This window comes from Psychrobacter sp. 16-MNA-CIBAN-0192 (assembly GCF_040309565.1).
Classification (GTDB): domain Bacteria; phylum Pseudomonadota; class Gammaproteobacteria; order Pseudomonadales; family Moraxellaceae; genus Psychrobacter.
Map to the genome: position 1 here is coordinate 104,424 of NZ_JBEOOX010000004.1, position 25,137 is coordinate 129,560.

A 25,137-nucleotide genomic window follows, 5' to 3' on the forward strand; every position below is an offset into this window, starting at 1 on the left:
CAGCTTTTTTGTGTCTGTTAGATAATCTGTTTTTGATATTCTCTAGATTAATTGAAGATTTTCCCTATTTACACAGCCCTATAAGCATTGGTTACTCATAGCCATATTACTAATTACGCATTAAATTCTAATCAAACTCCGGCAGTCCATACTCAACCCTATCAACACTCTCATTACGCTGTTCAACAATCAGTCGATAGCTTTTAATAACCCCGTCATACGGCAAATTACCGTGATACTCTTTATAGTGCTCAGCAATACACTTTTGTATTATTGAATCACGCTCTACGTTATCCATCTTGGCAATGTCCTCAGGCAAGTAAGCATTAGCTTTACTACTAGCTACGCCGCGGGACATCCAATTTGCACCGCCACTAAACGTAAAATCGACATCTGCTCTTAAACCATATATCGGCAGCGGATAGGGATAATGCGCTAAGTCATACTCGATTTGAGCGATAGTGTCTGCAAATGGCTCGTATGGTATATCCAGCACTACAAGCAGCGCTCTTAAGAATTCGTGCGCAGTGAAGTACGTATCAACATCATGCCCATTTAGTCCCAGTATTTCACTAGACAATACATGCCGCAGACGATCACAGGCAGGTATTGTGTGTCGTTGAGAATAGCCCATGGCTTGGGTAATATCTTGTGCCCGTAGCGCAAGCTTACCTATTTGACTGACAGCATATTTCGCTAAAGGATGACGTGGACTATAACGACTGGTATATTTAAGATGAGTGGTATTTTGACTTTTAAAATTAGACATAGGTGACTCCTGAACTCCGACAACAAAATATGAAGACGAGCTAAATTCGGCTCATCAATTCAGGCATGAATCGCCTTGTCGGAATGCAGGCTCATGCGCTTTACCAGAGTTGTTTTATATCGTGCTGGAAGTTGCAAGGTTTGTAGACTCATCATTGATTAACCATAACATCTGGCATCTACAAAACCATTAAACCCACGATAGTTCTTATAACGGCTATTAATAAAAACTCTTAATCATGAAAGTATAGTACGAAGCATAATATGAATTGAGGTTAGTCTTCACCATGAAACGTTGCCTCATCCATCCAAACGATGGGATCTTCGCACAGATGGACTAGGTGATACCAAATATCTTCGCTACGCGCAATACGGTGATGACCGCACTCAAAATACTCCACTTCCCAACTATCAGGTAAGTTGACTAACGTTCGTCTAGCGACGGCCACATCCAAAGACTCATCATCGACCTCAACCATGACTCGCACCATCTCAGCATTAAACGTAGGAAAAGACAACTTCATATCAGCTACTTGCGGAATATGATCGGCTAATACCTCACTGGGATAAATGCAGGGCGCAATCAATAGCGCACGCAGGTTATATTTATGAGCAAAATGATTGGCAAACCATGCACCAAGTGAATGCCCTGCCAATACCACTCTAGGATACTGCTTCATTTTCTCTTGAATCAACGCCTCATAAATCTCAAATACGCCTTCAAAGTCATCTCGGTAGTTAACCGTTTGGCAGTACTTAGGTTCACGTTTGATACAAGTGTATTTACTGGTCTCATTGCTCGAATCTAAACCGTGAAAGAACAGTAAGAATGTGTCGTTATTCTCAATGGGAAACATCATCGCTTTCTCCTTTTTTAATGATTAGCCATCCACTCTTTATACAAATCTAAAATCTCCGCGCAGGCCTCCACTGGAATATTCTTAGCAAAGCCCTCGTTAAACCAGAAATCATAAACGGCTTGTATAACCTCTTTTACCGCATCAGCATCGCTAGGCTTTAGCTCTTGTAACTTATTGGCAATGTCTTTGGCCTGTATATCAGACTCGTTATAGGGCGCGCTCCAGCCCACACAATAACGATACAGCACATCATTAATGGTCAGTACAAATATAGCGTCAGCCACCCCAAGAGACTCAGTCAGACTATCTAAGACCCAACAGCGTTCTTCATACACTAAAGGCTCTATCGGTATCTCACCTCGCTCAGACGAATAATCACAACTGACCATATGTGAAGGTTTGCTAAAGTCATTCCATAGTAGAGGGTAGTTCCCACCGATTCCGCCTTTTTCAACCACATTAAAACGCCAAATACCATAATGGGTATTAGCATCTTTAAAAGGAACTTGTATAAACCACTGCATCATCTCATCACTATCATACATAATATGATAGCTCCCGATACGCACGCCCTGATTGGGTAATACATCGGTATATAAACTGTCTATCTCATTTGCATAAAGCTTAACTTTCTGTACATTATCAACGCCTGTATCACCAAGCTTGGCACCCGCTTCATTTAAGTTCCGATATAGCTTAAACGGCGCTACAAAGTGTAGCGTCTGATCGGTATTATTAACAAAATAGATATCATCTTCATAATCGTTAACAGACACGCTAGTGATATAGAACAGTGGGATTTTAAGAGATGGAGATTTACCATCATTCGGTAGTGAGGGTAAACTTGAGAGTCTTGATACACCTGACCACTGTACATCGTCTATGCGTTTTTTCTCGAAAGTGTATTTTGTATTCGTCATAGGATTGTCCTTATTATTTTAAAGGCAGTTTGCTAGTAGCGTTTTTTAATTATGGTGGTCAAAGCTTTAAGTCAGCCGTGTCTGTCCGCCGCTTTTTGAGCAACGTTATAGAGGCAAGATGAGTGAGTTAATTGGTTTAAGCTTGGTTTTTTGACAAAAAGAGATTTATTACCAGCATTTTTATGCGGGCTACATTTGATTGCTTATGTTTATTGATGATTATTTGATAATTAGAATGGTAGTAGTTAATACCAATTAAGAGCTTTTTAGTGTTAACGAAAATAGCAGAGTTATAAGGTAAAGCGTTGCGCTTCGAGGGTTAACTCTATGTTACGATATTTCGTTATTTCTTCCTGACTTAATAACTATAGTATAAAAAACGATGAAAGGGAAGAGGCTAAAACGAGCTATACGACATCTGATGTCGTTTAAAGGTAGCAAAATCTTGGTAAGAGCTTATTGGAACTGTCCAAATAAATCATAGTAATCATAGTACTATCAGCCAATCGAGTTCTCTTATTCTAAATACATGCTCTACAATATCATTGCATAGCGATGTATGAAGCTTGTAAACATCCAAGCTGTAACGCTTAATATATCTTATAGCACTTGAATATACCGATAATCATCATTATAAACGGTAACTAAATACCCAATCTCTAACCTTTATTTACATTATTAAATAGCTTTAAGGACTCTACTATGAGTAATGACGACCAAAAACCTAAAAAAGATGTCAACGTCTCGCAGATATCGTTAGCCAATGATAAAATCAAAGGTAAAAAAACCGACATTCAAAATCCTGAATTATGGGATTTTCCGATGAATTACCCGATGAGTATTATCGGTCATGAAGGTGAGCATGAGACTTTATTGAATGAAGTTAAGCTGATTCTTGGCAGCCAGTTCCCCGATTTTGATTTAGCATCTATACAAGTAAAGCCCTCAAAAACGGGGCGCTTTCATTCTGCACGCGTCAACCTATACTTAACGACCGCTGAGCAAGTGAACACCTTATATGCCGCACTTGATGCCGCCAAAACCGTTCGCATTGTTATGTAGCATGTCAATCATCATGCCACTTTAAAATAAGTGCCTATATTTTTATAAAATAACTCTAGCTAACCACAATCGTCACGCTTTTGGCTGGCGATTTTTTGTGGTCTCAGGTACAATCAGCGCCCGTCATTGCAAAGCCGTGCGCGCTTAGATGACCAACTGTTTCAAAGTTGCTGCTACAGGAAAACACAAGCCTTTTATTTTATTTTTTTACAAATTCGCCTAACCCTTGCCCCATCGTGCTTTGCTTAAAATGGGGTACCTAACTGCCTGTTGGCAACATAGTTTCTCTCTAAAATCAATATAGCATTTTCAAAATTTTCCCGCTATATTGTGTCTACTTACTCATCCACACGCTATATCTAGTGTTCACTGTTTTTATCACAACAGTGGCTAATGGTATTCTTTTGCTTTAAAAAACATCATTATGAATGGGAAAAGTGATTGGGTTAACAATGAAAAATGACGGGCAGTATTTATAAATATCAATGACGGCAATAACTAGAACTAACAGTATCAGTAGTAACTCAACGACCGTAATAACCAATATCAGCAATAAACCACCGAGGGCAGCATGACACATATTGATAAAATTAAAGTGACCAAACGCGATGGCAGTCTTGAACTTATTGATTTGGATAAAATTCATAAGGTCATCGAATGGGCGGCTCATAAATTAAATAATGTGTCGGTGTCACAGGTAGAGCTGAAGTCGCATATTCAGTTTTATGAAGGCATTAAAACCCGTGACATTCACGAAACCATCATCAAATCTGCTGCCGATTTAATTTCTGAAGATACGCCTGATTATCAATATTTAGCAGCGCGTTTGGCGATTTTCCATTTGCGTAAGATTGCTTATAATAAATTCACTCCGCCAGCGTTATTTGACCACGTGCAAAAACTAACCAACGACGGTAAATATGACGCGCATATTTTAGCGGATTATAGCCGTGCTGAATTTGATGAATTAGATGAGTATATCGACCACTGGCGTGATATGAATTTGGCATATGCCGCGGTTGAGCAAATGGCAGGTAAGTACCTCGTGCAAGACCGCGTGTCTAAAACAGTGTTTGAGAGCCCGCAGTTCTTATATATGTTGGTTGGTATGTGTCTGTTTGCCAACTACGATAAAGCAGAGCGTCTGAGCTACGTAAAGCGTTTTTATGATGCCACCTCACAATTTAAAATCTCCTTACCTACCCCGATTATGTCAGGCGTGCGTACCCCGTCACGGCAGTTCAGCTCATGCGTACTCATTGAGTGCGGTGATAACTTAGACTCAATCAACGCGACCACCAGCGCCATCGTACGCTACGTGTCGCAGCGTGCGGGTATCGGCATCAATGCCGGTCGTATTCGCGCCCTTGGTAGCCCTATTCGTGGCGGTGAAGCGCAACATACGGGTTGTGTACCGTTCTATAAATTATTCCAAACTGCAGTAAAATGTTGCTCACAAGGTGGCGTCCGTGGTGGGGCTGCGACCTTATTTTACCCATTATGGCATCTTGAAGTTGAATCGCTGTTGGTACTCAAAAATAACCGCGGCGTCGAAGATAACCGTGTCCGTCATATGGATTATGGTGTGCAGCTCAATAAAACACTCTATACCCGTTTGATTAAAAACCAAGACATTACCTTGTTTTCGCCCTCTGACGTGCCGGGCTTATACGATGCGTTTTTTGAAGATCAAGACAAGTTTGAAGAGTTATATACCCAATACGAGCAAGACAAATCAATCCGTCAGCGTCAAATTCCAGCAACCGAATTGTTTAGCTTAATGATGCAAGAGCGTGCCAGCACCGGACGTATTTATATTCAAAACGTCGATCACTGCAATACCCACAGCCCATTTGATGCCAGCGTTGCGCCAATTCGCCAATCCAATCTCTGTATGGAAATCGCGCTACCAACCAAGCCACTTGATAACATCAATGACGAAGCAGGCGAGATTGCGCTATGTACGCTGTCTGCGGTGAACTTGGGTAAAGTTGAGCACGTAAGCGATATCGAAGAGCCTGCTGAGCTGATTGTCCGTGCACTTGATGCCCTGCTAGATTATCAAGACTATCCGGTAAAAGCCGCTGAAAATGGCAGTATGCGCCGCCGTACTTTAGGCGTTGGCGTGATTAACTATGCCTATTATTTGGCGAAAAATGGCGTGCGCTATTCAGATGATTCAGCATTAGGTCTGACCCATCAAACCTTTGAAGCGTTGCAATTCTATTTATTAAAAGCATCAAATAAATTGGCAAAAGAGCAAGGCGCGTGTCCAGCATTTAACGAGACCACCTATTCGCAAGGTATCTTGCCAATTGATACTTATAAGAAAGACTTGGATAAAATCTGCCAAGAGCCGCTGCATCTCGATTGGGAAACGCTGCGCACCGAAATCACTACCCACGGTCTGCGCAACTCTACCCTAACCGCCTTGATGCCGTCTGAGACTTCGAGCCAGATTGCCAACGCCACCAATGGTATCGAGCCACCACGCGGTCTGGTGTCCATTAAAGCGTCAAAAGATGGCATCTTAAAGCAAGTCGTGCCTGACATTGAAAACCTGAAATATCAGTATGAATTATTGTGGCAAATGCCGAACAATGACGGCTACCTAAAACTGGTCGCTATCATGCAAAAGTTCGTTGACCAAAGTATCTCAGCAAATACCAACTATGATCCGACTCGCTTTGAAGGTCAGCGCGTACCGATGAAAGTGCTGCTCAAAGACTTATTGACGGCGTATAAGCTGGGCGTAAAAACCTTGTATTACCACAATACTCGTGATGGCGCGAATGATGCCCAAGCGGATATGGAAGATGACTGTGCTGGCGGGGCTTGTAAGATTTGAGAACCGTTAAAAAATTGCACTGCAATTTTAGGTTCGCAAGAGAAATTCTTTAAATAGAATTTCTGACGGATGGTGGGTTTAGTTTTTGGAGCTAAACCTGCCATGCACTGCTATCAAGCTATGGAAATGGTTTTAAATATGGCAAAGAAAGATCAAACAAAAAAACCTCGAGAACAAACTATAGAGTTTTACGCTGATATTACTGATGAAAAGGTTGAACTTACATATGATCTACTTAATGACTCAATATCATTAAAAGGTGCAACCATTAATAATGCAAAAATAGCAACATCTTACGAAAAAAATTCTGGAAAAACTAAACTAACAAACTCAACACCCATTAAATCTTCAGAATTATCATTTAGTTGTGATAGAGCTATATTTGAAAACTATGACGTTGTTCTAGCAATAGATACAAATACTAAGTTTATAAGAAACAAATTAATAAGTGTGACTTCATCTTACTTTATAAACAAACCTATCCATGAATGCAACAAGACAAGTAAATATCCTTTTATTCCATTTGCGGCTCATTTATTTGTTGATATACAAGATAGTATTAGTCCAGAGAAACTTGGTTGGTACGTTATTATTTCAAGTTATATACAGGATAGATTTCCTAGAAATTACAGAATAGGCATAATAGTTGATTGCGACCTTGGAGCACATGACTTAATTAATGATTTTCAAACACCTTACTTTGAAAGCTTAAAACTTCCCCAAAATATACAATTTATTTATGCATCGTCTGATAAAAGAACAGATTCTATCGCAAATCAGATGATTAGTTATAGCGACAAACTTGCAAGTAGCATCATTAACTCTAAGGAATTAATTAGTATATTAGACTCCGACAAATTAATGAATAGTCTGAAATATTGTGAAGGACACTGCCCTGTTATTGGCAGACCAGCGTAAAAAATATCGTATACATAAATAACATATAAATTTTATATATAAAACCGACGGAGGTCATAGTGCAATATACCGCAATCATCAAAGACGGTGGTTTGTTTATCCCTAACGTATTTGCCGACCTAAATAATGGCAACGATGGTGGCGCGCACATTGTACAAGTCACCGTCGATATCGCAGCCGTTCGTCAGCAACTAGGTACAAGCACAGAACCAAAACAAGAAGTCCTACAACAAGAGATACCAAAGACCACAGCAGCAAAAGAGACCAAAAAACCAATCAAGAAGCAGCCAAAAAGAGAAGCGCTGAAAGCATCACAAAATCTTGATTTGGGAACACAGCACAATAGCGCTATCGGTGAGCTAGAAGCATTAAACGATAGTGAGCTTAGCGAAATCTTTAAAGCCTATATGAACGATGGACAGACCCAGATATCGTTAGAGGATTTGTAAATAAAACGTCTCATAAAGCGTTAATAACGCATTGTTGACCACATTTCTACAGCATTATTTTTAAATTTAGATTCATAATCGCATAACTTATAAAGGCAGTCCCATGACTTACTCGATTTTCTCTCAAACGCCAAATAACGCCCTAAAAGAACCGATGTTTTTTGGTCAGCCGGTTAATATTGCCCGCTATGACCAACAAAAGCACCCTATCTTTGAGCAATTGATTGAGAAGCAGCTGTCATTTTTTTGGCGTCCAGAAGAAGTCGATGTATCCAAAGACCGTATCGACTTTGGCAATCTATCCTCGCATGAGCAGCACATTTTTTTAAGCAACCTGAAATATCAAACTCTCCTCGACTCGATTCAAGGTCGTAGCCCAAACGTCGTTTTGCTGCCACTGGTATCGATTCCAGAGCTTGAAACGTGGATTGAGACATGGTCGTTTTCTGAGACCATTCACTCGCGCAGTTATACTCATATTATCCGTAATATCGTCAATGACCCCAGTCTGATATTTGATGATATTATGACCAATGAGCACATCTTGGAGCGCGCCTCTGACATCGCGCAATATTACGATGAGCTGTATCATAGCTCGCAACTGTATAGCTCATACGGTGCGGGCACGCATAACATTAACGGTACAGAAGTGACCGTTGATTTAAAATCGCTCAAAAAGCAGCTGTATTTGTGCATTGTGGCGGTTAACGTGTTGGAAGCGATTCGTTTTTATGTGTCATTTGCTTGCTCGTTTGCCTTTGCTGAACGCAAGCTAATGGAAGGTAATGCCAAAATTATCAAGCTGATTGCCCGTGATGAGGCGCTGCATTTAACCGGCACGCAGCATATGATTAATCTCATGCGTAACGGTAAAGACGACCCAGAAATGGCGCAGATTGCCAATGAATGTTACGAGCAAAGTATTGAGATATTCAAAAAAGCTGCTGGACAAGAAAAAGAATGGGCAAGTTACTTATTTAAAGACGGTTCGATGATTGGGCTAAATAAAGACATTTTATGCCAATATATTGAGTACATTACCAACTTACGTATGGAAGCGGTTGGTTTGCCGTCCGCGTTCCCGAACTCTAAATCAAATCCAATTCCGTGGATTAATACGTGGCTATCATCTGATAATGTGCAAGTTGCCCCGCAAGAAACCGAAATCAGCTCGTATTTGGTTGGGCAAATTGATTCGGACTTATCAAACACTGATTTTGATGACTTCGAATTATAGGATTTTGAGTTATAGGATTTGAATTATGGCTTTCGGATTATAAGCTTTGAGTCATAGCATTTAATTTATAACATGTGATTATCACTAAAAATTTGATTCATATTTGAACGCGATAGCGTCTTGTAGGATGAATAATGACTTGGGTAATAACCCCTAAAATGCAGTTTTATTTGCATGATGATGAGAGTTTGCTCGATGGCTTATTGCGTACAGGGCATGAGGTCAATTATCAGTGCCGTGACGGCTATTGTGGCAGCTGCCGGATTCGTAAAATATCTAGCTCGCATGCGGTTGTCTATCCTATTTCACCTTTAGCAATGGTTGATGAAGATGAGATATTGCCCTGCTGTTGTCAGGTTCAAGGCGTGATTCATATCGATCATGAGTTAATAGTAGAATAATTGACTGTAAATTCATTATTTATATTAACCAAAAAAGCGCGCCATCTTAGTATAGATGGCGCGCTTTTTATTGATTTATAACTATTCTTTAACGTTTAGCTGCATCTTGTTCAAACAATTTCAGCAACTCTTCACGCATACGCAGGCGCTCTTCTTCAGACATTGGCGGGGCATCTTGATCTTGTCCATTGCCATGATAATTAGGCTGCCCAGTAAAGCCGTCGTCATAAATGACATTCGGCTCTTCCATTTTTTCTTGAGGCGGACGCTCCATTAGTACAATTTTAACCTGTTTATTTTTACCACCGCGCAGCACTTGGGCATGCAGCTCAGTATTAGGCGGTTTACGTGCCACATATTGAACTAACGTGTTGTCATCAGTCATCTCAACGCCATCAATCGATAAGATAATATCACCAACTTTTAGACCACTTTTCGCTGCTGAACCTTGCGGAATGACGTTTAATATCTCAACGCCTGTTGAGCTTTCTAGTCGCGTTGGGTCGCGCATCTGCGACTGTATTTCAATGCCTAGCCAGCCACGACTGACGCGTCCGTCTTTAATTAAGGCATTCATCACTTGTTCAACCAATGCGGTTGGAATGGCAAAGCCAATGCCCATCGAGCCACCTGAGCGCGAGAAAATTACTGTATTAATACCGACCAGCTCGCCCTTAGCATCGACCAAGGCACCGCCTGAATTACCCGGATTAATCGCGGCATCAGTTTGAATAAAGTCTTCAAACTTATTGACTCCAAGCCCCGTACGCCCTGTCGCTGAAATGATACCTTGCGTGACCGTTTGTCCAACCCCAAACGGATTACCAATCGCTAAGGCAATATCGCCCACGCGGCTTGGTGCTTCACGGAATGCCAATGGCGTTAATCCAGTCATCTCAACTTTAATCACTGCCAAATCGCTGTCAGGATCCGTACCAACAATTCTGGCACGGCTTTTACGCCCATCATTAAAGGCGACGGTAATCTCATCGGCTTTTTCAATCACGTGCGCATTGGTGACAATATAACCATCGGGTGAGACGATAACTCCTGAGCCTAAGTTGGTTGCGCCCTGACTGTCAGGGTTACCATGATATTCAAAGAAGCGACGTAAAACGGGATCATCCATATACGGATGTTCTTCCATGACTTGAGTCGTATAGATATTAACCACAGATTGCGATGCACGTGCCACAGCGTCATGATAAGAAGATATCGGTGCTGCACCGTCCGTAGTTGGTACTGCCAGTTGTTGCTCAGCGGCAGGGGTTACGGGTTTTTCCCATTTTGCCTCTGATGGTGCCCTCATACTCGTAAACAACCAGACAAACGCTGCAATGGCAATCAGCAATAAGATCCAAGGCAACCACTTGATAATGGCAGCCTTATCATTGGTGTTTGGGGATGACGACATATAAAAACCTCTATATTTATAATGTAGGGATAGAAAGTGTAGGGATAAAAGATGGTGCAATGAGCGAATCATTAGCTGATATGTAGCTAAATGCTAGCTAATCTAACCAATGTGGGTAGGCAAATTATAACTGCCAAACCGTTACAATAGTACGCTATCCTGTAGCCTTTCAGTTATGCCAGCTATCTACCTACTGGCACCGCTGTGCTACCATATAATGAATACCCATATGGTAGCTCAGAACCCTTATTAACACCAACTGTAACGCCGTACTTATCATCAAATAGTAGATTCCATAAGGACATATGATGACAATAATCAATCCAGCCGTACCCAAGCCACTCAGCGCCCAAGCGTTAACCCGATTCTGTGATAATTATCTATCCGCTGGACAATTTAAAGACTATGCTCCAAACGGTTTGCAAGTTGATGGCGGTCAGCCTATTGAACGCATTGTCACTGGGGTTACCGCTTGCGAAGCCTTGATTGATGCTGCGATAGCTGCCAATGCCGACGCCATTATGGTGCATCATGGCTACTTTTGGAAAGGTGAACCAGAACCGCTTATCGGCATGAAAGGTCGACGGATTCGTAAGCTATTACAGAATGGCATATCTCTTATCGCCTATCATTTACCGCTTGATGCCCACCCTATCATTGGTAATAATGCCACGCTTGCCCAATCACTAGGGCTAACGATTGTCGGTGGATTATATCCTAATGAGGCGCATCCAGTAGGCAATATTGCCACTTGTGCACCTCAAAGTGCAGCAACGTTTACTCATACCATTACTCAAGCATTAAACCGCGCCCCGCTTTATATTGCCAGTAATTACCAGAATACAGCTTACCTTAATGATAATAAGGCTAATAATAGTGAAAGTGATATTAATGACACGAAGTTGATTGAACGAGTGGGCATCTGCACAGGCGGCGCGCAAGATATGATTGAGCAAGCAGCAACAATGGGCTGTGATGCGTATATCTCTGGTGAAATATCAGAGCGGACAACGCATAGTGCGCGTGAGCTTGGTATTGATTACTTTGCTTGCGGACATCACGCCACGGAGCGTGGCGGCATTCAAGCATTAGGTGAGTTAGTAGCACAGCAATTCAATATTCCTGTTACCTTTATTGATATTGCCAATCCTGCTTAAAGGATTAATAATGTATTAATGGCTTAAACCCTAATATATCATCCAAAGTATGCCTTCTAGTCAAACGTTCGCTGAATCGATAGCTCAAAAGTGAGGGCATACTCTACACGCATCTGAATATCTGTGTAATCAGCAATGCTGGTTATCTGTCAATATTCCAGCTATCTTACTTCAGCACAACAATATTGTTAAGTTTTATCACATAGTCCTTAATCTATCTTGAATAGTCGTTACTTACTCCGCATATTATCATCTGGTAAATAACATACACGTTTTGTCATGAGACGTATCATCGCTTACTGCCTCCGATTATGATATGAGCGGTATAAATGCAGATAACCCTATTTGCGTTTATGCTGCCGCCCAGTACTCGCTAAGACAATTATTAATACTTTATTATCATGCACTTATGACCGTGCAATAATAATGCAACCGCTAGTACTCATTGACGGTTTGCCGCTTAGCACTTGGGTTGCCACTGTCATTCTTTATTCATGACCTTACCTCAGTTTAATGTTGTGCGCTTTTTATGATCCGACTTAATATTAGTTGCTTCATAACTGCGTGCTGATGTCAGCATGTCCTGACGATTTGAGGAAAGTAGGATGGCGACTATCAGGAGACATTCATGCCGCGTATGACTTATCGCGCCAACGTGACGCAAAGTACTAAACGCTGTATCTCTTATTTATTTCGTTCCAATAAACCGGCACTTAACCTTATTAGCGACTCTATCGACGCTAATAGTTCCCTCGCTGCGCCAATCTTTCTGCCAATGAAACGCTTTCGTAAAACCAAAAAATTGGCACAGGCATCAAGTATTGCCTTGCTATCGCTACCCGCGCAAAGCTTAACCACCATGAATATGGCTATGAGTGCACAGTTACCTGCTTATAATAAGGTCATGCTGCAACAAACCTTGACCATTGCTGCCGTACCCGGTGACAGTACTTATTTTGCGACAGATGGCTTTCAACATGGTTTTGGTTATGACTTGCTGCGCGGTTACGCTGATGAGCTTGGGGTATCTATTAATCTACAAGCTTATCCCAGTGATGAGGCAGCATTACGCGCGCTGCGATCCGGTGCAGCTGATATGGCACTGACGACAGCAAGCACGCAACTTAGAAATGAGCTGGCACTGCCGTCAATTAACGTGAGCTGTGGCTATGATAGCAGCTTGACCAAGAATGGGTTAAATCCTAAAGTCAGTTGGGCATTTAGACAAACGAATGATCCGTTGTCCCAAAAAGCCAGCTACTTTCTATGCGACAGCGTAAAGCTAAATAGTACTCAAAACTTGGCGGCATTTTATAATCAAAAGCTACTTCAAGATGATTATAGTCAGCAGCACTTTCAACAAACGCTAACGGAAAAGCTGCCTGTTTATCAAACATCCTTTATTGAACAGGCAAATAACTACAATCACGACTGGGAGTTACTGGTGGCAATGGGTTATCAAGAGTCGCATTTGGACGCTGATGCTATCTCGCCAACAGGGGTGCGCGGTTTGATGATGTTAACCAATAGTACGGCGAAAGCCATGGGCGTTGCTGACCGTGTTGACCCCATGCAAAGTATCGGTGGCGGTGCGCGCTATTTAGAGCAGATGAAAGACGACTTCGCTGATGTGCCAAAAACCGACCGTATTTGGTTTGCCCTTGCCGCTTATAATATGGGGCCAAACGCGATTAAAGGTATCCAGAAAAAGCTGGTCGCAAAGGGTATTGATGATAAAAACTGGGCGAATATCTATGCCTATTTGGCAAAAAATCAAGCTTCAAACAGTCGCTATACTCAAGCCATGCACTATGTTAGTAATATCAGAAGTTATCTTGAGGTTATAAAACTGCAGTCAGTTTAGAGCCTACATGCTGGATAATTAAAAAAGCTGCCTTTTAATAAGGGCAGCTTTTTATGAGAAAAATGTCAATTAAACACATTTAATAAGCATTACTGGCGATTGGGTACAGTCAGACGCTGTCCTAGCTGTAGCATCGCATCAGGGGCAATTTTATTCATATCTGCCAACTCCTGCGTTGAGACCCCATATTTACGGGCTAGCCCAATCAGACTATCGCCTGATTCTACCGTATAGCTTATGGTAGTCTTAGGAACTTTGATGGTCTGTCCAATTTGTAACGACTCATTGACAGTCATATTATTGGTCGCTGCTAAGTCTGCCACTGACACGCCAAAGCGCCGTGCTAACACAATCAAACCATCACCCGATTGCACTTTATAGTTTTCTATATTACTTAAATCTTTACCACTACTGGTGTTATTGCTCTCTGCAACTGGGCTACGACTGGCGCTAGGCTCGCTTTTGGCAGCTGGCGCACTCACCGAAGCGCTACTACCTGCAACCGGAATCGTAATGGTGCGACCCAACATTAAGTTTGAGGTTGCCGTCAATCCATTGGCAGCCGCTAAATCACTGATGCTGACATTGTAGCGTTTGGCAATCGCCGTTAAGCTGTCACCTGCTTGTACTTTGTAACTGGCTGGCTGATTCTTTAGTTGGCGATCTACTTGGATTTTAGAGACCGGTACTTTAATCACTTGCCCAGCTTGCAGACGTGCTTGAGCATCAAAGTTAGTGTTTACTGCCGCTACTTGTGCGGCACTTAGCCCAATACTATTGGCAATACCTATCAAGGTATCGCCTGATTTCACTGTATAATTACTGGTAGGCGCGCTGTTATTGGTATTGCTGCTACCGCTATTAGTACTAGCAGCGCTATTGCTGCTCGGGGTAGTTTTTGGCGGTATCACCTTTCCTGCAACCAACCACAGTTTTTGACCGATAAGTAAATCAGCACGGCTACTTAAATTATTATAGGTTGCCAGCTGAGTGACTGATAAACCAAAACGATTGGCAGTACCAATCAAACTATCACCTGACTGCACGACATAACTTTCAGGCTGTTTGACAGTGGGCGCAGAAGCAGCAGGCAGTGGCTCAACGGTCTTGGCGTTATATAAATATAACGTGCTGCCAGAGAATAGCTTTGCACTGGCGTCTATTTGATTCCATTCTGCAATATCTCGCCAGCTGACACCCGCACGGCTGGCGATATTCATTAAAGTATCACCAGGATTTACGGTATAAGTACTGCGAGCACCCTTAGGCTTTGGTTCGCTGGCAGGTGTCGTTGCAAAGCTCAGCTTTTTATCTTGACCACTGGCTTCCAAGATAGACAGCTGGGTCTGAATGGCTGACAGATTAATATTACCATCAGCATTGATTACTTCCTTAACTTCAGGAGTTTGGCGCATGATTTGCGCGGCAATATAGTCACGTTCTTGCTTGGTTAATGCAGGTTCTTGAACGATAGTATTGTTTTGAGTAATTTGCGCTGAGGTGGTCGGCAAGCTATTACTATTTTGTAATTCAGCATTAATCTTCTTCATCTCAGCGCTAGTGATTGCAGGCTCTTTGCTAATAGTCGCACTACTACTATACACAGAATTACTGGTCGGCGTAGACACAGGAGCGATATAACTAGTGGTCTGCTGCGGCACACGAGCACTTGCCGCATAATCTGCTAAGCCTTTACCTGTGGTGGGCAAAGATGAATTGTTATAAGGCTGACTATTATAGCCAGTTGGCGCACTGGTCGTGCTGCCACTATAGCTTGGTGCAGGCGTAAAGCTAGGACTTGGTTTATAGCTTGGCGTAGTTGTGGCGCTGGCTGCGACGACATTACTCGTACCATCACCTCTTAATAGACTAAGTTTTGCATCAAGATTCAGATTAACATCATTAGGTATGACGACCCGCTGCGGTCCTAACACGTCAATACGCGATGAAGTAAGCGCAGGATTTAACTTTTCCAACTCATCCTGACCCACACCCGTCATCTGTGCCACTTCCGCCAAACTCACCCCATAGTTGACTGGTACACTACGAAAATGCTGCCGATTGGCTATCGCGGGCAAATATACGCCATATTGTGAAGGCTTGGAGACAATGTCCGCAACCGCTAAAAAGCGCGGTACATAGTTCATGGTTTCAGTAGGCAGCCTAAGCGACCAATAGTCCGTTGGCAAACCTTGAGCTCTATTTGCATCAATGGCTCTTTGTACCCGACCGGGTCCTGCATTATAAGCCGCAAGCGCCAGCTCCCAACTGCCAAATTGGTTGTGCAAAGCGGTCAAGAAATCGTAAGCGGCGCGCGTGGATTCAATCACATCACGGCGACCATCATAACTACCGCTTTGATTCAGACCATAAATACGTCCAGTACTGGGGATAAACTGCCATAACCCTGCTGCCGCTGCACTACTTGTGCCAGTCGGATCATAAGAGCTTTCAATCACCGGCAGTAATGCCAGCTCGGTGGGAATATTACGGCGCTCCGCTTCTCGCACTGTATGGTATAAATAGCGGCTGGCTCGTGCCGTTAAACGATTGAGATAATCTTGACGACTGCTAAACCAGCTTTTTTGTGCTTCAATACGAGGGTCATACATGGGCTTGCCCGCGTTCATCCGGTAGCCTGCTCGCAACCTATTCCATAAATCACCATATTGCTGAATCGCAAGCTGACTGCTTTCCACCATCGTCATATCTGTCGCTTCCAACAGATCGGCTAATTCATCCAAACTGTCGGCATCTAGATAGGCAGTTGAATAGCCTGTCGTGCCGCTTGGTTTAGCAGTACCACTTTGATTAGCTGGACGCTTGACTACCCCAGAGGTAGGAACATTTACACCAGTATTTTTTGTAGATGGCGTGCTACTACAGGCGCTAATAAGCAAAGCTGACACTGCAAAGGTTAAGGGTAAGGCGATAAATGAGCGAGAAGATGAAGGCACAGTAGGCATAATTATAAAGCTTTCCTAACAAGTTATAGATGAGAGCGGAACGGTATTGAGCAATAAAATACGATTCAATAAAAATCAGCCGATAGGCTGTCATACATCTGTCTTATAATCGCTATCTACTGTGACACGACCCAAAAGCAGATGTCATAAAAACGCCTATCATTACCTATTGAATCAGCCAGTCGATTAATCAATCGTGACTTGCGAAACGGCACGTAACAATATGGCATTGCCCGTTGATAAGGTCAGCGTAACCCGAGAATTAGTAATAAAGGAGGCATTTCTACCCTCTTTTACCCAGCTTTCCATCGTCACTACGTTGGCTTTGGCTTGCGTACCGGTAATAACGATATTATCAACTTTAATATCGTACTTATAATCAGTCGCTTGATTCCAGCTTCTTTGAATCAGCTTTAAATAAGCCTCTTTATCCAGACTGGTGGATTTACCTTTACGAGACATTGAGATGAGCGCATCATCCGATACCAGCTGCGCCACTCTATTAACGTTTTGACTATTAGCAGCGGATTTCATTGCAGCCGCGTAGCTATTTACTAAGCTTTCGGTCATCACTGCAGCATTTGCGTTTACCGCAGCCGTACTGGCAATCGCCACTACGCTACTCATACTCACGCTTTTTATAAATAACGCCAGTAACCCTTTTGTCAAAATACGTTTCATGATATTCCTTAGCAATAAGTGTGCAGTCTATGAGCCATCATTGATTAACTGGCAGCCGACTGTCTTTATTTATATACCAGCAGATGCCCTATAAGGGTAGCACTCAATTCTCACACCCATGTAACGTCATGTGCAATTATTGATAGCATACCTCGCAATATATCTGCCAAATTTAGTATAGAAGTTATGTGTCGCCTTGCAGGTTGTAGCGTTGCAGGTACATTAAAGACTAACCTTATAATGATTATAGAGTCAGTCTTTAACAACATAAACCGCAAGCTAAACAGGCTGTCCCGCTTACAGTTATAACGACTTTATTTGGCGTATCAGGACGTTTATTAAAGCTTGGTGTTTATTCCTTCTTTATCGCCTTCTTTATCGCCTTCTTGTTCGTCATCGCTTAGCTTCATACCCAAGCGTTCAACGCGTCTGTCCATCATTTGTCGCGCCAGCGCTTGCATGTCTTCAACGCGGTCAATTTCATCGACAATCTCAAGCCCAAGCAAGGTTTCAAAGACATCCTCTAACGTGACCAATCCTTTGACTTCGCCATATTCACCAACGGTAATGGCAATATGAATGCGATTTTTTAGCATCAGCTCTAACAAATCAAACAGCTTCATTTTAGAAAAAACAAAGGTTATCTCACGTTGAAACTGAGTCAGTGGCTTGTGCATGGCATGGTTAACTTTTGCCAGCAGCATGTCTGTTTTTAGAACAAAGCCGGTAATATTATCAAGATCACCATCGTAAATGGGCAGTCGTGAAAAGGTAAGTTTTGGTCTATCTACCAGCAATTCAGCAACGGTTTTATTCTGCTCAAACGCTAGCATGACGGAGCGCGGCGTCATGATATCTTCAACTTTAATCGCGCCAAACGCCAATAAATTGCGAATAATGCGTGATTCTAGGGGATCAATATGACCGGATTCTTCACCAATAGTAGCTAAAGCGGAAAACTCACGGCGACTAAACGTCTCTTGCTCTTTACCACGTACCAAAAGTTTAGTCAGACGTTCTGAAATCCAAATAAGCGGATATAGCAATAAAATAATGCCCCGCACGAAATACGCCACCATACCACTGAGCTGACGCCAGTACACCGTGCCTAACGTCTTGGGAATGATTTCAGACAGAAAAAGAATAGCTAAAGTCATGATGGCAGAGAACAAACCAAACCATGCACTACCAAAGACAATGGTCGCTTGCGCACCCGCACCAATAGAACCCAAAGTATGTGCTACTGTATTCAAGGTCAAAATAGCTGCTAACGACTGATCGATATTGTCGATTTTTAGGCGTCTTAGCATATTTGCTTTTTTAGGGCTGTATTCTTGAACACCAGCAATATAAGAAGGCGTCATACTGAGTAATGCAGATTCTGCTAATGAGCAGACAAATGAAATTGCAATAGCAATCACCACAAACATGATGAGTAATAACACATTGGCAGCCGTTGGATCTGCCATAGCGTCAGCAGCGAGCGCTGGATACGGCACCAATACAAGCGCTAATAAAGGCAGTGCCGCTATAGAGGCGCGTTGCCAGTAATGACGTGTCGATGTCGGGGGAGGTTTAGCAGATGCCGCCTGACGACAGGCGCGCGGACGACTTGAACGAGGAACAGACATAAAGGTGGTGGACAAGGTAGGTAACCTAAACAAAGAAAAGAATGAAAGGAGGCAAACATTGACTCCTTATGACTATAACGATAGCCATTTGATAGTAGCATTGATAAGCGCATTTAACAATAAGTCACATCAATTAGTGCGGGCAGTATGCTTTGTCGTATAGCATTGGTGACCTACCGCTACCCTGATACTACCGGTTCCACGCTATAGTGAGGGTTAAAACGTAAAAATACCCGCAAGCCATGATTAACAGTTACCAAGTCTGGGAATTTTTGTTACTATGCGTCTAATTTTATTTTTGTTCACTTGTTATCGAGAGAAATTATGAGCTTTTTTATTCAGTCAGCCCATGCCGCTGAGACGGCAGCAGGCGGCGCTTCTATTTTTGGTCAAATTTTACTGCCAGTAGCCTTTTTTGCTATTTTTTACTTTTTGGTGATTCGTCCGCAGTCTAAGCGTACTAAAGAGCACCGTGCTATGGTTAACGCCTTAACAGTGGGCAGCGAAGTGATTTTTGCCGGCGGTCTGATGGGTCGTATTAAAAAACTTGAAGGCGACTACGCGGTTGTTAGCTTAAATAATAATACGGATATCAAGGTACAGCGCGCTTCTGTTATCTCTGTTTTACCAACAGGTACCATCGAAGGCGTATAGCCTGACATGATTATTCGGATCACTAATGGTTATCCGAATATCGTTAGTGACCCTAGAGGTAGAGCATGGCTGACCGTTAATGATTGACGGTCATTTGCCCCTATAATCTAGTAGTACTTTATCGATCATGCGTCCTAATTTTTTAAGTATTTTTGAATTATGTTTTAGAGTGCATGTAAAATTACAGTAGCTTTACTTACAGCGATACGCTTTATTATCGTCGCAGATAGATGCAATGATGTGTATAGAGGATGGGAATGGTAGTATTTAGTCGCCGCTCTTCTGCCTATTATTTATCGTGTTTATCTTGCGGCGCCAGTATCTTATCAACCTAAAGAAGTGATTATGCAATATCCTGCTTGGAAATACTTCGTTATCATCATCGTGCTGATTATAGCCGGTCTGTATGCTGCGCCCAATTTATATCCGGATGAACCGGCAGTACAGATCACCAGCTCTGCTGCGGGCACGCAGCTGTCTGAAGGTATCTTAACCGAGTCGCAAACTCTGCTTAAAGAAGCCGGCTTGAGCTATCATGATGGTACCTTTGAAGGCAATAGCGCCCTTGTCCGGCTTAATAATCCTGAAACGCAGCTTAAGGCGCAGGAAGTGTTACGCCAAAACTTAGGTGATGACTATGTGGTGGCATTAAACCTTGCCCAAACAACACCGCAATGGTTGCGCGATATCGGTGCTAAGCCGATGAAGCTGGGACTGGACTTACGTGGTGGGGTACGCTTCGTACTTGAAGTAGATATGAATAAGGCGCTTGAGCAGCGTCTCAACAGTGCCAGCCGTGACATACGTCGCGACTTGCGTGCTGAGCGTATCGCTATTAAAGGTATCAAGACAGAAGCGCAAGGTATTGTCCTGCATTTTGCCAATACCGATATTCGTAATCGCGCGCAAAATATTTTACAAAGCACTGTCGGCACCACCTTTAACTTGCAGTCATCGATTGATGGGCAAGGCGCGGCGTTGATTATGTCGTATAACGATGCGACGTTAGATGAAATCAATAGTTATGCAGTTAACCAGAATCTAACAACGTTACGTAATCGTATCAGCGAGCTTGGCGTTGCCGAAGCCCTAGTGCAGTCGCAAGGTGCCAATCGTATTGTCGTTGAGCTACCGGGCGTACAAGATACCGCTGAAGCCAAGCGTGTGCTTGGTCGTACGGCGAATCTTGAGTTCCGTATGGTGGCAAAAGACAGTGAAACCTATATGGGCGGCATCCCACCTGCTGGCACTGAAGCCTTTCCGTTTAAGACGCTTGATGGTCAACCCGTATTGCTAGAGCGCCAAGCCATCGTCACCGGTGATAAAGTCACCAACGCTCAAACCAGCCTTGATGAGAGTGGTCGTCCTGAAGTTAATATTACCCTTGATAGTGCTGGCGGTAAGCTCATGCAAAATGCCACGCGCACAGCCGTTGGCGAGCAAATGGCAGTACTGTTCATCGAGAATAAGCAAAAAATCACTTATGAGGCAGACCCAGCGACTGGCGAGACGGTCGAAGTGCGTACGCCTTATGCTGAAACCAAAGTGATTAACCGTGCCAATATTCAAGCAGTGCTCGGCTCATCATTCCGTATCACCGGTCTTGATAGCAATGCTGAAGCGGCTGAATTGGCGTTATTATTACGCTCAGGGGCGCTTGCGGCTCCGATGTATTTTGTTGAAGAGCGCACGATTGGTCCATCACTGGGTCAAGAAAATATCGATAAAGGCCTGTTTTCTACCCAAGTGGGTTATTTACTAGTCTTTGTCTTTATGATTATCTTCTATCGCCTATTTGGTTTAATGGCGAATATTGCCCTTGCCATTAACGTGGTCATTATCATGGCAATCATGTCTATCTTAGGCTCATCACTCACATTGCCTGGTATCGCTGGTATCGTCTTAACCATTGGTATGGCGGTCGATGCTAACGTACTGATATTTGAGCGAATACGCGAGGAGCTGGCGAACGGCGTACGACCCAAATCCGCTATTGGTGCAGGATTTGATCGCGCCTTTAGCAGTGTATTTGATGCCAATATCACCACTTTACTGGTTGCATTTATTTTGTTTGCTATCGGCACCGGTCCAATCAAAGGCTTTGCGATTACCTTAGCGATTGGTATTATCAGCTCATTATTTACTGCCCTGTTGGTCACGCGAGCTTTAATACAAATTGCTTATGGTAAGCGTAAATCTATTAAACGTTTGAGCATCGGCTAGGAGAAAAACATGGCGATTGAACAGAATATTCCCCCAGAAAATCAGAATACGCCGACGTCTAGCAGCTCAGGTGGTGGCTCAGACGGCAATCCAAATAACCCAAACGATAAGTCACGTCGCCGCCGTAATAAGCCGCGCCGTGATGGTAAAGGTAGCAATAATAAAGGAAATAGCCCAGCGACATTAGGTAAAGGCAAAAAAAGAACAAATCGTGGCGGGACAAGCGACAATACCACTCTGACCACGCCAAATATAGACCCGATTACCGACATTCAAGATGAATTCGGGGACGCGGATGATCACGCGGCAGCGCACGCTGAAGGCGGTATCAAGTCTATTGGCACTCAGCGCATTATCCCGTTTATGAAGATAGAAAAGCCGATGGCGCTGTTATCTATTTTCTTAGTGATAGGCAGTATTATTGCAATTGCGGTGAATGGTCTTAATCTAGGACTGGATTTTACTGGTGGCGTGTCAGCAGATGTACGCTATGAGCAGCCTGCTGAACAAGTTGAAGTGGTCAAAGCCCTTGCTGATAATGGCTTTGATGATGCAGTTGTACAGTATTTAGGTACACGTCAAGAGTTACTGATTCGTCTACCACCGCAATCAGACAGTGTCGATGGTTTAAATGCCTCACTTGGACAAGCGCTAGACTTACCTAATAATAAAGCTGACATCAGCAATGTTAATATTATTGGTAGCCAAGTGGGTAACGAGGTTTATTTAAATTCAGTAATGGCGTTAGGTCTAGCCTTGCTGTGTATGCTTGGCTATGTGGCGCTGCGCTTCCAGTTTAAACTGGCACTTGGCGCAGTGGTCTCTTTGTTCCATGATGCTATTGTCACCATTGGTGTATTTGCATTGTTCGGTTTTCCATTTGATTTGACCGTTTTAGCCGCGATTTTGGCACTGATTGGTTATTCATTGAACGATACCATTGTGGTATATGACCGTATCCGTGAAAACTTCCGCCGCGTACGCGGTATCAATCCAACGCAAACTATTGATTTGTCATTGACAGAAACCTTACGCCGTACGATTATGACCATCTCTACGGTTTTGCTTGTGGTATTAGCCATGATGCTGCTTGGCGGTGATGGCTTGTACTGGTTCTCAGTGGCATTATTTATTGGTTTGATTGCAGGTACATATTCTTCAACTTATATTGCCAGCTCAATTCCATTGGCAATGGGGCTCTCACGCGACGACTTTGTCGTTAAAGTGAAACCTGAGTTTGAAGAAGAAATCGTGACCTTTAACGACCCAAAAATGTTTGAGCAAGACTAATCAGTAGCTGCAATAAAGATATTTATATCCACGGATTTATTATAAATAAGCATAAAAGCACCTAATTCTCTAGGTGCTTTTATCTTTACAGCATTTAATAATATTTTTAAATATAGCGGCTTTAGTCCTACACACTTCCAAACCAATTTTTCAAAGCAGTTTTTAAAATAATTTTTAAAGAAACTGCCTTATATACAATAACTATATAACCCTTTAGTGTTGCCCAATTATCACCTAATTTCGGTAAATTATTTACCCTTCGCATTCTTGTATAAGTGATTTTGTCATGCCCTCTATACCGCCGACTGGTGCGCTGCCGCCTATCGATACCCGTTACGCTCGCATTATTGCCATTGCAGTGCCAGTGCTGCTTGCTAATTTAGCTATGCCATTACAAAGCCTGATTGACACTGCGATTATAGGTCATATGAATGATGCTGCTAAGCTTGCGGGCATGGGACTTGCTATTCAGTTGTTGTCTTTACTACTGGTCAGCTTTAACTTTTTGCAATATGCCTCTTCTGGATTATCAGCTCAAGCGCTAGGGCAACTTGGTAGTAGTAAAGATATGCCTGTAACTAGTGAGTTGGCAGCATTACTCTTGTCCATTCTACAACGGGCACTGTTGCTGGCATTTATCATTGGTACACTACTATTACTTGCAAAGCCTTGGGTAATCGATTTTGGCTTGCATGCTTTATCTGCTAATCCGGCAAGTGGCGCTGCGGCAAAAAGCTACTTGGACGTGCGCTTTTGGGGTGTCATTGCTGAACTGATGAACTTTGCATTTATTGGCTGGTTTGCAGGTCAAGGCAAGACCCGTTATATGCTGTATCAGCAGGGTTTTATTGCGGTAATGAATATTATCTTAACTCTGTTTTTTGTCTTTGGCATGGATATGGGCATCGAGGGTGTGGCGCTTGGCACCACTATTGCTTTTTGGTCAGGGATATTACTAGCGCTCTCGTTGAGTAGACGCCATCTAAATCTGTCTTGGGCAGCACTATTTCGTGCAGATCCTCAGTATTTTACTAAGTATAGATTACTTAGGCTATTCTCGTTAAATAAAGATATCTTTATTCGTACGTTGATACTGACCTTAAGCTTTGCTTGGGTGACGCGTCTGTCCGCGCAAAGTGGCGATTTAGTATTGGCTGCCAACGCTATTTTATTGCAAGTATTGAGCATTTCAGCATTTGCGCTCGATGGGGTGGCAGTATCCGCCGAGGCGTTAAGTGGACAGGCAGCAGGACGACGAGATTGGCAACGTTTTAGCATTATTATCAAGCGTACAGGAATCGTCAGCTACGGGCTGGCGCTCTTATTAAGCATTATGTGGTGGTTCGCCATGCCGCATTATTTGCAAATGATGACTAATATTGAACCCGTATTTGAGCTGGCTAGCGCCTATCAGTCTTTTGCGATTTTATTGCCGCTGATTGGGGTCGGTGCGTATTGGCTTGATGGGATATTTTTTGGTTTAACGGCTGGACGTGCTATCCGTAATGCCGCATTGACATGGGCGACGATATTTTTTCCACTCAGCTGGATGCTGTATCAGCAATGGGATATGACGGGTATCTGGCTTAGCATTTGGAGTATTTTATTACTACGTACGCTGGTATTGGCTGGGTTTTTATATCATGCACGCCGCAAAGGTGGCTATGCAAGCTTGCAGCCACATTAATAGTATTGATATTATTACGACTTCTTATTATTTCCTTATTAATAACGTTAAAAATTTAGGATAGCCTGTGATTTCTTATTCTAAGCATGCCTCCTCGTCTACTCAGT

19 protein-coding genes are annotated in these 25,137 nt (G+C 42.9%); 12 read left to right on the forward strand and 7 right to left on the reverse strand.

All coding sequences use genetic code 11. The features are described from left to right. Positions 1–127 precede the first annotated feature (127 nt). The 3 genes from AAEY78_RS05010 to AAEY78_RS05020 all read right to left on the reverse strand — a co-directional run bounded on the left by AAEY78_RS05010 (position 128) and on the right by AAEY78_RS05020 (position 2,548). The gene (locus AAEY78_RS05010) at positions 128–769 is read right to left on the reverse strand and encodes a hypothetical protein (protein ID WP_352337836.1); all 642 of its coding nucleotides are present in this window, start codon (positions 767–769) and stop codon (positions 128–130) included. 274 nt (positions 770–1,043) lie between these two features. Continuing rightward, positions 1,044–1,628 (reverse strand): alpha/beta hydrolase, encoded by a 585-nt coding sequence (locus tag AAEY78_RS05015; protein WP_352337838.1) that lies wholly within the window; start codon positions 1,626–1,628, stop codon positions 1,044–1,046. Between the two features lie 14 nt (positions 1,629–1,642). Next, positions 1,643–2,548: a hypothetical protein gene (locus tag AAEY78_RS05020; protein WP_352337840.1), complete on the reverse strand. Its 906-nt coding sequence runs from the start codon at positions 2,546–2,548 to the stop codon at positions 1,643–1,645. A gap of 702 nt (positions 2,549–3,250) precedes the next feature. Here AAEY78_RS05020 and AAEY78_RS05025 point away from each other — a divergent pair. From AAEY78_RS05025 to yfaE, 6 genes are all read left to right on the forward strand, one after another. After that, positions 3,251–3,610 (forward strand): YbeD family protein, encoded by a 360-nt coding sequence (locus AAEY78_RS05025; RefSeq protein ID WP_352337841.1) that lies wholly within the window; start codon positions 3,251–3,253, stop codon positions 3,608–3,610. 571 nt (positions 3,611–4,181) lie between these two features. Next, the gene (nrdA, locus tag AAEY78_RS05030) at positions 4,182–6,458 is read left to right on the forward strand and encodes a class 1a ribonucleoside-diphosphate reductase subunit alpha (protein WP_352337843.1); all 2,277 of its coding nucleotides are present in this window, start codon (positions 4,182–4,184) and stop codon (positions 6,456–6,458) included. Positions 6,459–6,527: 69 nt separating this feature from the next. After that, positions 6,528–7,376, forward strand: coding sequence for a hypothetical protein (locus AAEY78_RS05035; protein ID WP_352337845.1), 849 nt, complete (start codon positions 6,528–6,530; stop codon positions 7,374–7,376). Between the two features lie 59 nt (positions 7,377–7,435). Continuing rightward, the gene (locus AAEY78_RS05040) at positions 7,436–7,825 is read left to right on the forward strand and encodes a hypothetical protein (protein WP_352337847.1); all 390 of its coding nucleotides are present in this window, start codon (positions 7,436–7,438) and stop codon (positions 7,823–7,825) included. Between the two features lie 103 nt (positions 7,826–7,928). Next, entirely contained in the window at positions 7,929–9,062 is a 1,134-nt protein-coding gene (nrdB, locus tag AAEY78_RS05045) for a class Ia ribonucleoside-diphosphate reductase subunit beta (RefSeq protein ID WP_352337849.1), read from the forward strand. 134 nt (positions 9,063–9,196) lie between these two features. Then, positions 9,197–9,463: a class I ribonucleotide reductase maintenance protein YfaE gene (yfaE, locus tag AAEY78_RS05050; protein ID WP_352337851.1), complete on the forward strand. Its 267-nt coding sequence runs from the start codon at positions 9,197–9,199 to the stop codon at positions 9,461–9,463. Positions 9,464–9,551: 88 nt separating this feature from the next. On the opposite strand, the gene AAEY78_RS05055 is transcribed toward yfaE, so the two are convergent. Then, on the reverse strand, positions 9,552–10,877 hold the full coding sequence (locus AAEY78_RS05055) for a S1C family serine protease (protein ID WP_352337852.1): 1,326 nt from the start codon (positions 10,875–10,877) through the stop codon (positions 9,552–9,554). A gap of 308 nt (positions 10,878–11,185) precedes the next feature. On the opposite strand from AAEY78_RS05055, the gene AAEY78_RS05060 reads away from it, so the two are divergent. Further along, the gene (locus AAEY78_RS05060; protein WP_352337854.1) at positions 11,186–12,034 is read left to right on the forward strand and encodes a Nif3-like dinuclear metal center hexameric protein; all 849 of its coding nucleotides are present in this window, start codon (positions 11,186–11,188) and stop codon (positions 12,032–12,034) included. A 628-nt stretch (positions 12,035–12,662) separates the two neighbouring features. Next, entirely contained in the window at positions 12,663–13,898 is a 1,236-nt protein-coding gene (locus AAEY78_RS05065) for a transglycosylase SLT domain-containing protein (RefSeq protein ID WP_352337855.1), read from the forward strand. 89 nt (positions 13,899–13,987) lie between these two features. Here AAEY78_RS05065 and AAEY78_RS05070 read toward each other — a convergent pair whose 3' ends face one another. The 3 genes from AAEY78_RS05070 to AAEY78_RS05080 all read right to left on the reverse strand — a co-directional run bounded on the left by AAEY78_RS05070 (position 13,988) and on the right by AAEY78_RS05080 (position 19,176). After that, a complete protein-coding gene (locus AAEY78_RS05070) occupies positions 13,988–16,864 on the reverse strand; it encodes a LysM peptidoglycan-binding domain-containing protein (RefSeq protein ID WP_352337857.1) in 2,877 nt (958 codons plus the stop codon). A gap of 186 nt (positions 16,865–17,050) precedes the next feature. After that, positions 17,051–17,545, reverse strand: coding sequence for a hypothetical protein (locus AAEY78_RS05075; protein ID WP_352337859.1), 495 nt, complete (start codon positions 17,543–17,545; stop codon positions 17,051–17,053). A gap of 338 nt (positions 17,546–17,883) precedes the next feature. Continuing rightward, complete coding sequence (locus AAEY78_RS05080; protein WP_352338045.1) at positions 17,884–19,176, reverse strand: hemolysin family protein; 1,293 nt, start codon at positions 19,174–19,176, stop codon at positions 17,884–17,886. A 324-nt stretch (positions 19,177–19,500) separates the two neighbouring features. Between AAEY78_RS05080 and yajC the strand changes: the two genes are divergently transcribed. The 4 genes from yajC to AAEY78_RS05100 all read left to right on the forward strand — a co-directional run bounded on the left by yajC (position 19,501) and on the right by AAEY78_RS05100 (position 25,030). After that, a complete protein-coding gene (yajC, locus tag AAEY78_RS05085) occupies positions 19,501–19,830 on the forward strand; it encodes a preprotein translocase subunit YajC (protein WP_352337861.1) in 330 nt (109 codons plus the stop codon). Between the two features lie 345 nt (positions 19,831–20,175). Then, positions 20,176–22,053 (forward strand): protein translocase subunit SecD, encoded by a 1,878-nt coding sequence (secD, locus tag AAEY78_RS05090; protein WP_352337862.1) that lies wholly within the window; start codon positions 20,176–20,178, stop codon positions 22,051–22,053. A gap of 9 nt (positions 22,054–22,062) precedes the next feature. Beyond that, on the forward strand, positions 22,063–23,343 hold the full coding sequence (gene secF, locus AAEY78_RS05095; RefSeq protein ID WP_352337863.1) for a protein translocase subunit SecF: 1,281 nt from the start codon (positions 22,063–22,065) through the stop codon (positions 23,341–23,343). A gap of 286 nt (positions 23,344–23,629) precedes the next feature. Then, a complete protein-coding gene (locus tag AAEY78_RS05100; RefSeq protein ID WP_352337865.1) occupies positions 23,630–25,030 on the forward strand; it encodes an MATE family efflux transporter in 1,401 nt (466 codons plus the stop codon). The last annotated feature ends 107 nt before the right edge of the window (positions 25,031–25,137 follow it).

What these genes read in the sequence shown, in the direction of transcription:
- yajC (WP_352337861.1), top strand. Translation starts at nt 19,501, where the DNA reads ATGAGCTTTTTTATTCAGTCAGCCCATGCCGCTGAGACGGCAGCAGGC.
- AAEY78_RS05100 (WP_352337865.1), top strand. Translation starts at nt 23,630, where the DNA reads ATGCCCTCTATACCGCCGACTGGTGCGCTGCCGCCTATCGATACCCGT.
- secF (WP_352337863.1), top strand. Translation starts at nt 22,063, where the DNA reads ATGGCGATTGAACAGAATATTCCCCCAGAAAATCAGAATACGCCGACG.
- AAEY78_RS05070 (WP_352337857.1), bottom strand. Translation starts at nt 16,864, where the DNA reads ATGCCTACTGTGCCTTCATCTTCTCGCTCATTTATCGCCTTACCCTTA.
- AAEY78_RS05010 (WP_352337836.1), bottom strand. Translation starts at nt 769, where the DNA reads ATGTCTAATTTTAAAAGTCAAAATACCACTCATCTTAAATATACCAGT.
- AAEY78_RS05020 (WP_352337840.1), bottom strand. Translation starts at nt 2,548, where the DNA reads ATGACGAATACAAAATACACTTTCGAGAAAAAACGCATAGACGATGTA.
- nrdA (WP_352337843.1), top strand. Translation starts at nt 4,182, where the DNA reads ATGACACATATTGATAAAATTAAAGTGACCAAACGCGATGGCAGTCTT.
- AAEY78_RS05055 (WP_352337852.1), bottom strand. Translation starts at nt 10,877, where the DNA reads ATGTCGTCATCCCCAAACACCAATGATAAGGCTGCCATTATCAAGTGG.
- nrdB (WP_352337849.1), top strand. Translation starts at nt 7,929, where the DNA reads ATGACTTACTCGATTTTCTCTCAAACGCCAAATAACGCCCTAAAAGAA.
- AAEY78_RS05015 (WP_352337838.1), bottom strand. Translation starts at nt 1,628, where the DNA reads ATGATGTTTCCCATTGAGAATAACGACACATTCTTACTGTTCTTTCAC.
- AAEY78_RS05080 (WP_352338045.1), bottom strand. Translation starts at nt 19,176, where the DNA reads ATGTCTGTTCCTCGTTCAAGTCGTCCGCGCGCCTGTCGTCAGGCGGCA.
- AAEY78_RS05065 (WP_352337855.1), top strand. Translation starts at nt 12,663, where the DNA reads ATGCCGCGTATGACTTATCGCGCCAACGTGACGCAAAGTACTAAACGC.
- AAEY78_RS05025 (WP_352337841.1), top strand. Translation starts at nt 3,251, where the DNA reads ATGAGTAATGACGACCAAAAACCTAAAAAAGATGTCAACGTCTCGCAG.
- yfaE (WP_352337851.1), top strand. Translation starts at nt 9,197, where the DNA reads ATGACTTGGGTAATAACCCCTAAAATGCAGTTTTATTTGCATGATGAT.
- AAEY78_RS05060 (WP_352337854.1), top strand. Translation starts at nt 11,186, where the DNA reads ATGACAATAATCAATCCAGCCGTACCCAAGCCACTCAGCGCCCAAGCG.
- AAEY78_RS05035 (WP_352337845.1), top strand. Translation starts at nt 6,528, where the DNA reads ATGGTGGGTTTAGTTTTTGGAGCTAAACCTGCCATGCACTGCTATCAA.
- secD (WP_352337862.1), top strand. Translation starts at nt 20,176, where the DNA reads ATGCAATATCCTGCTTGGAAATACTTCGTTATCATCATCGTGCTGATT.
- AAEY78_RS05075 (WP_352337859.1), bottom strand. Translation starts at nt 17,545, where the DNA reads ATGAAACGTATTTTGACAAAAGGGTTACTGGCGTTATTTATAAAAAGC.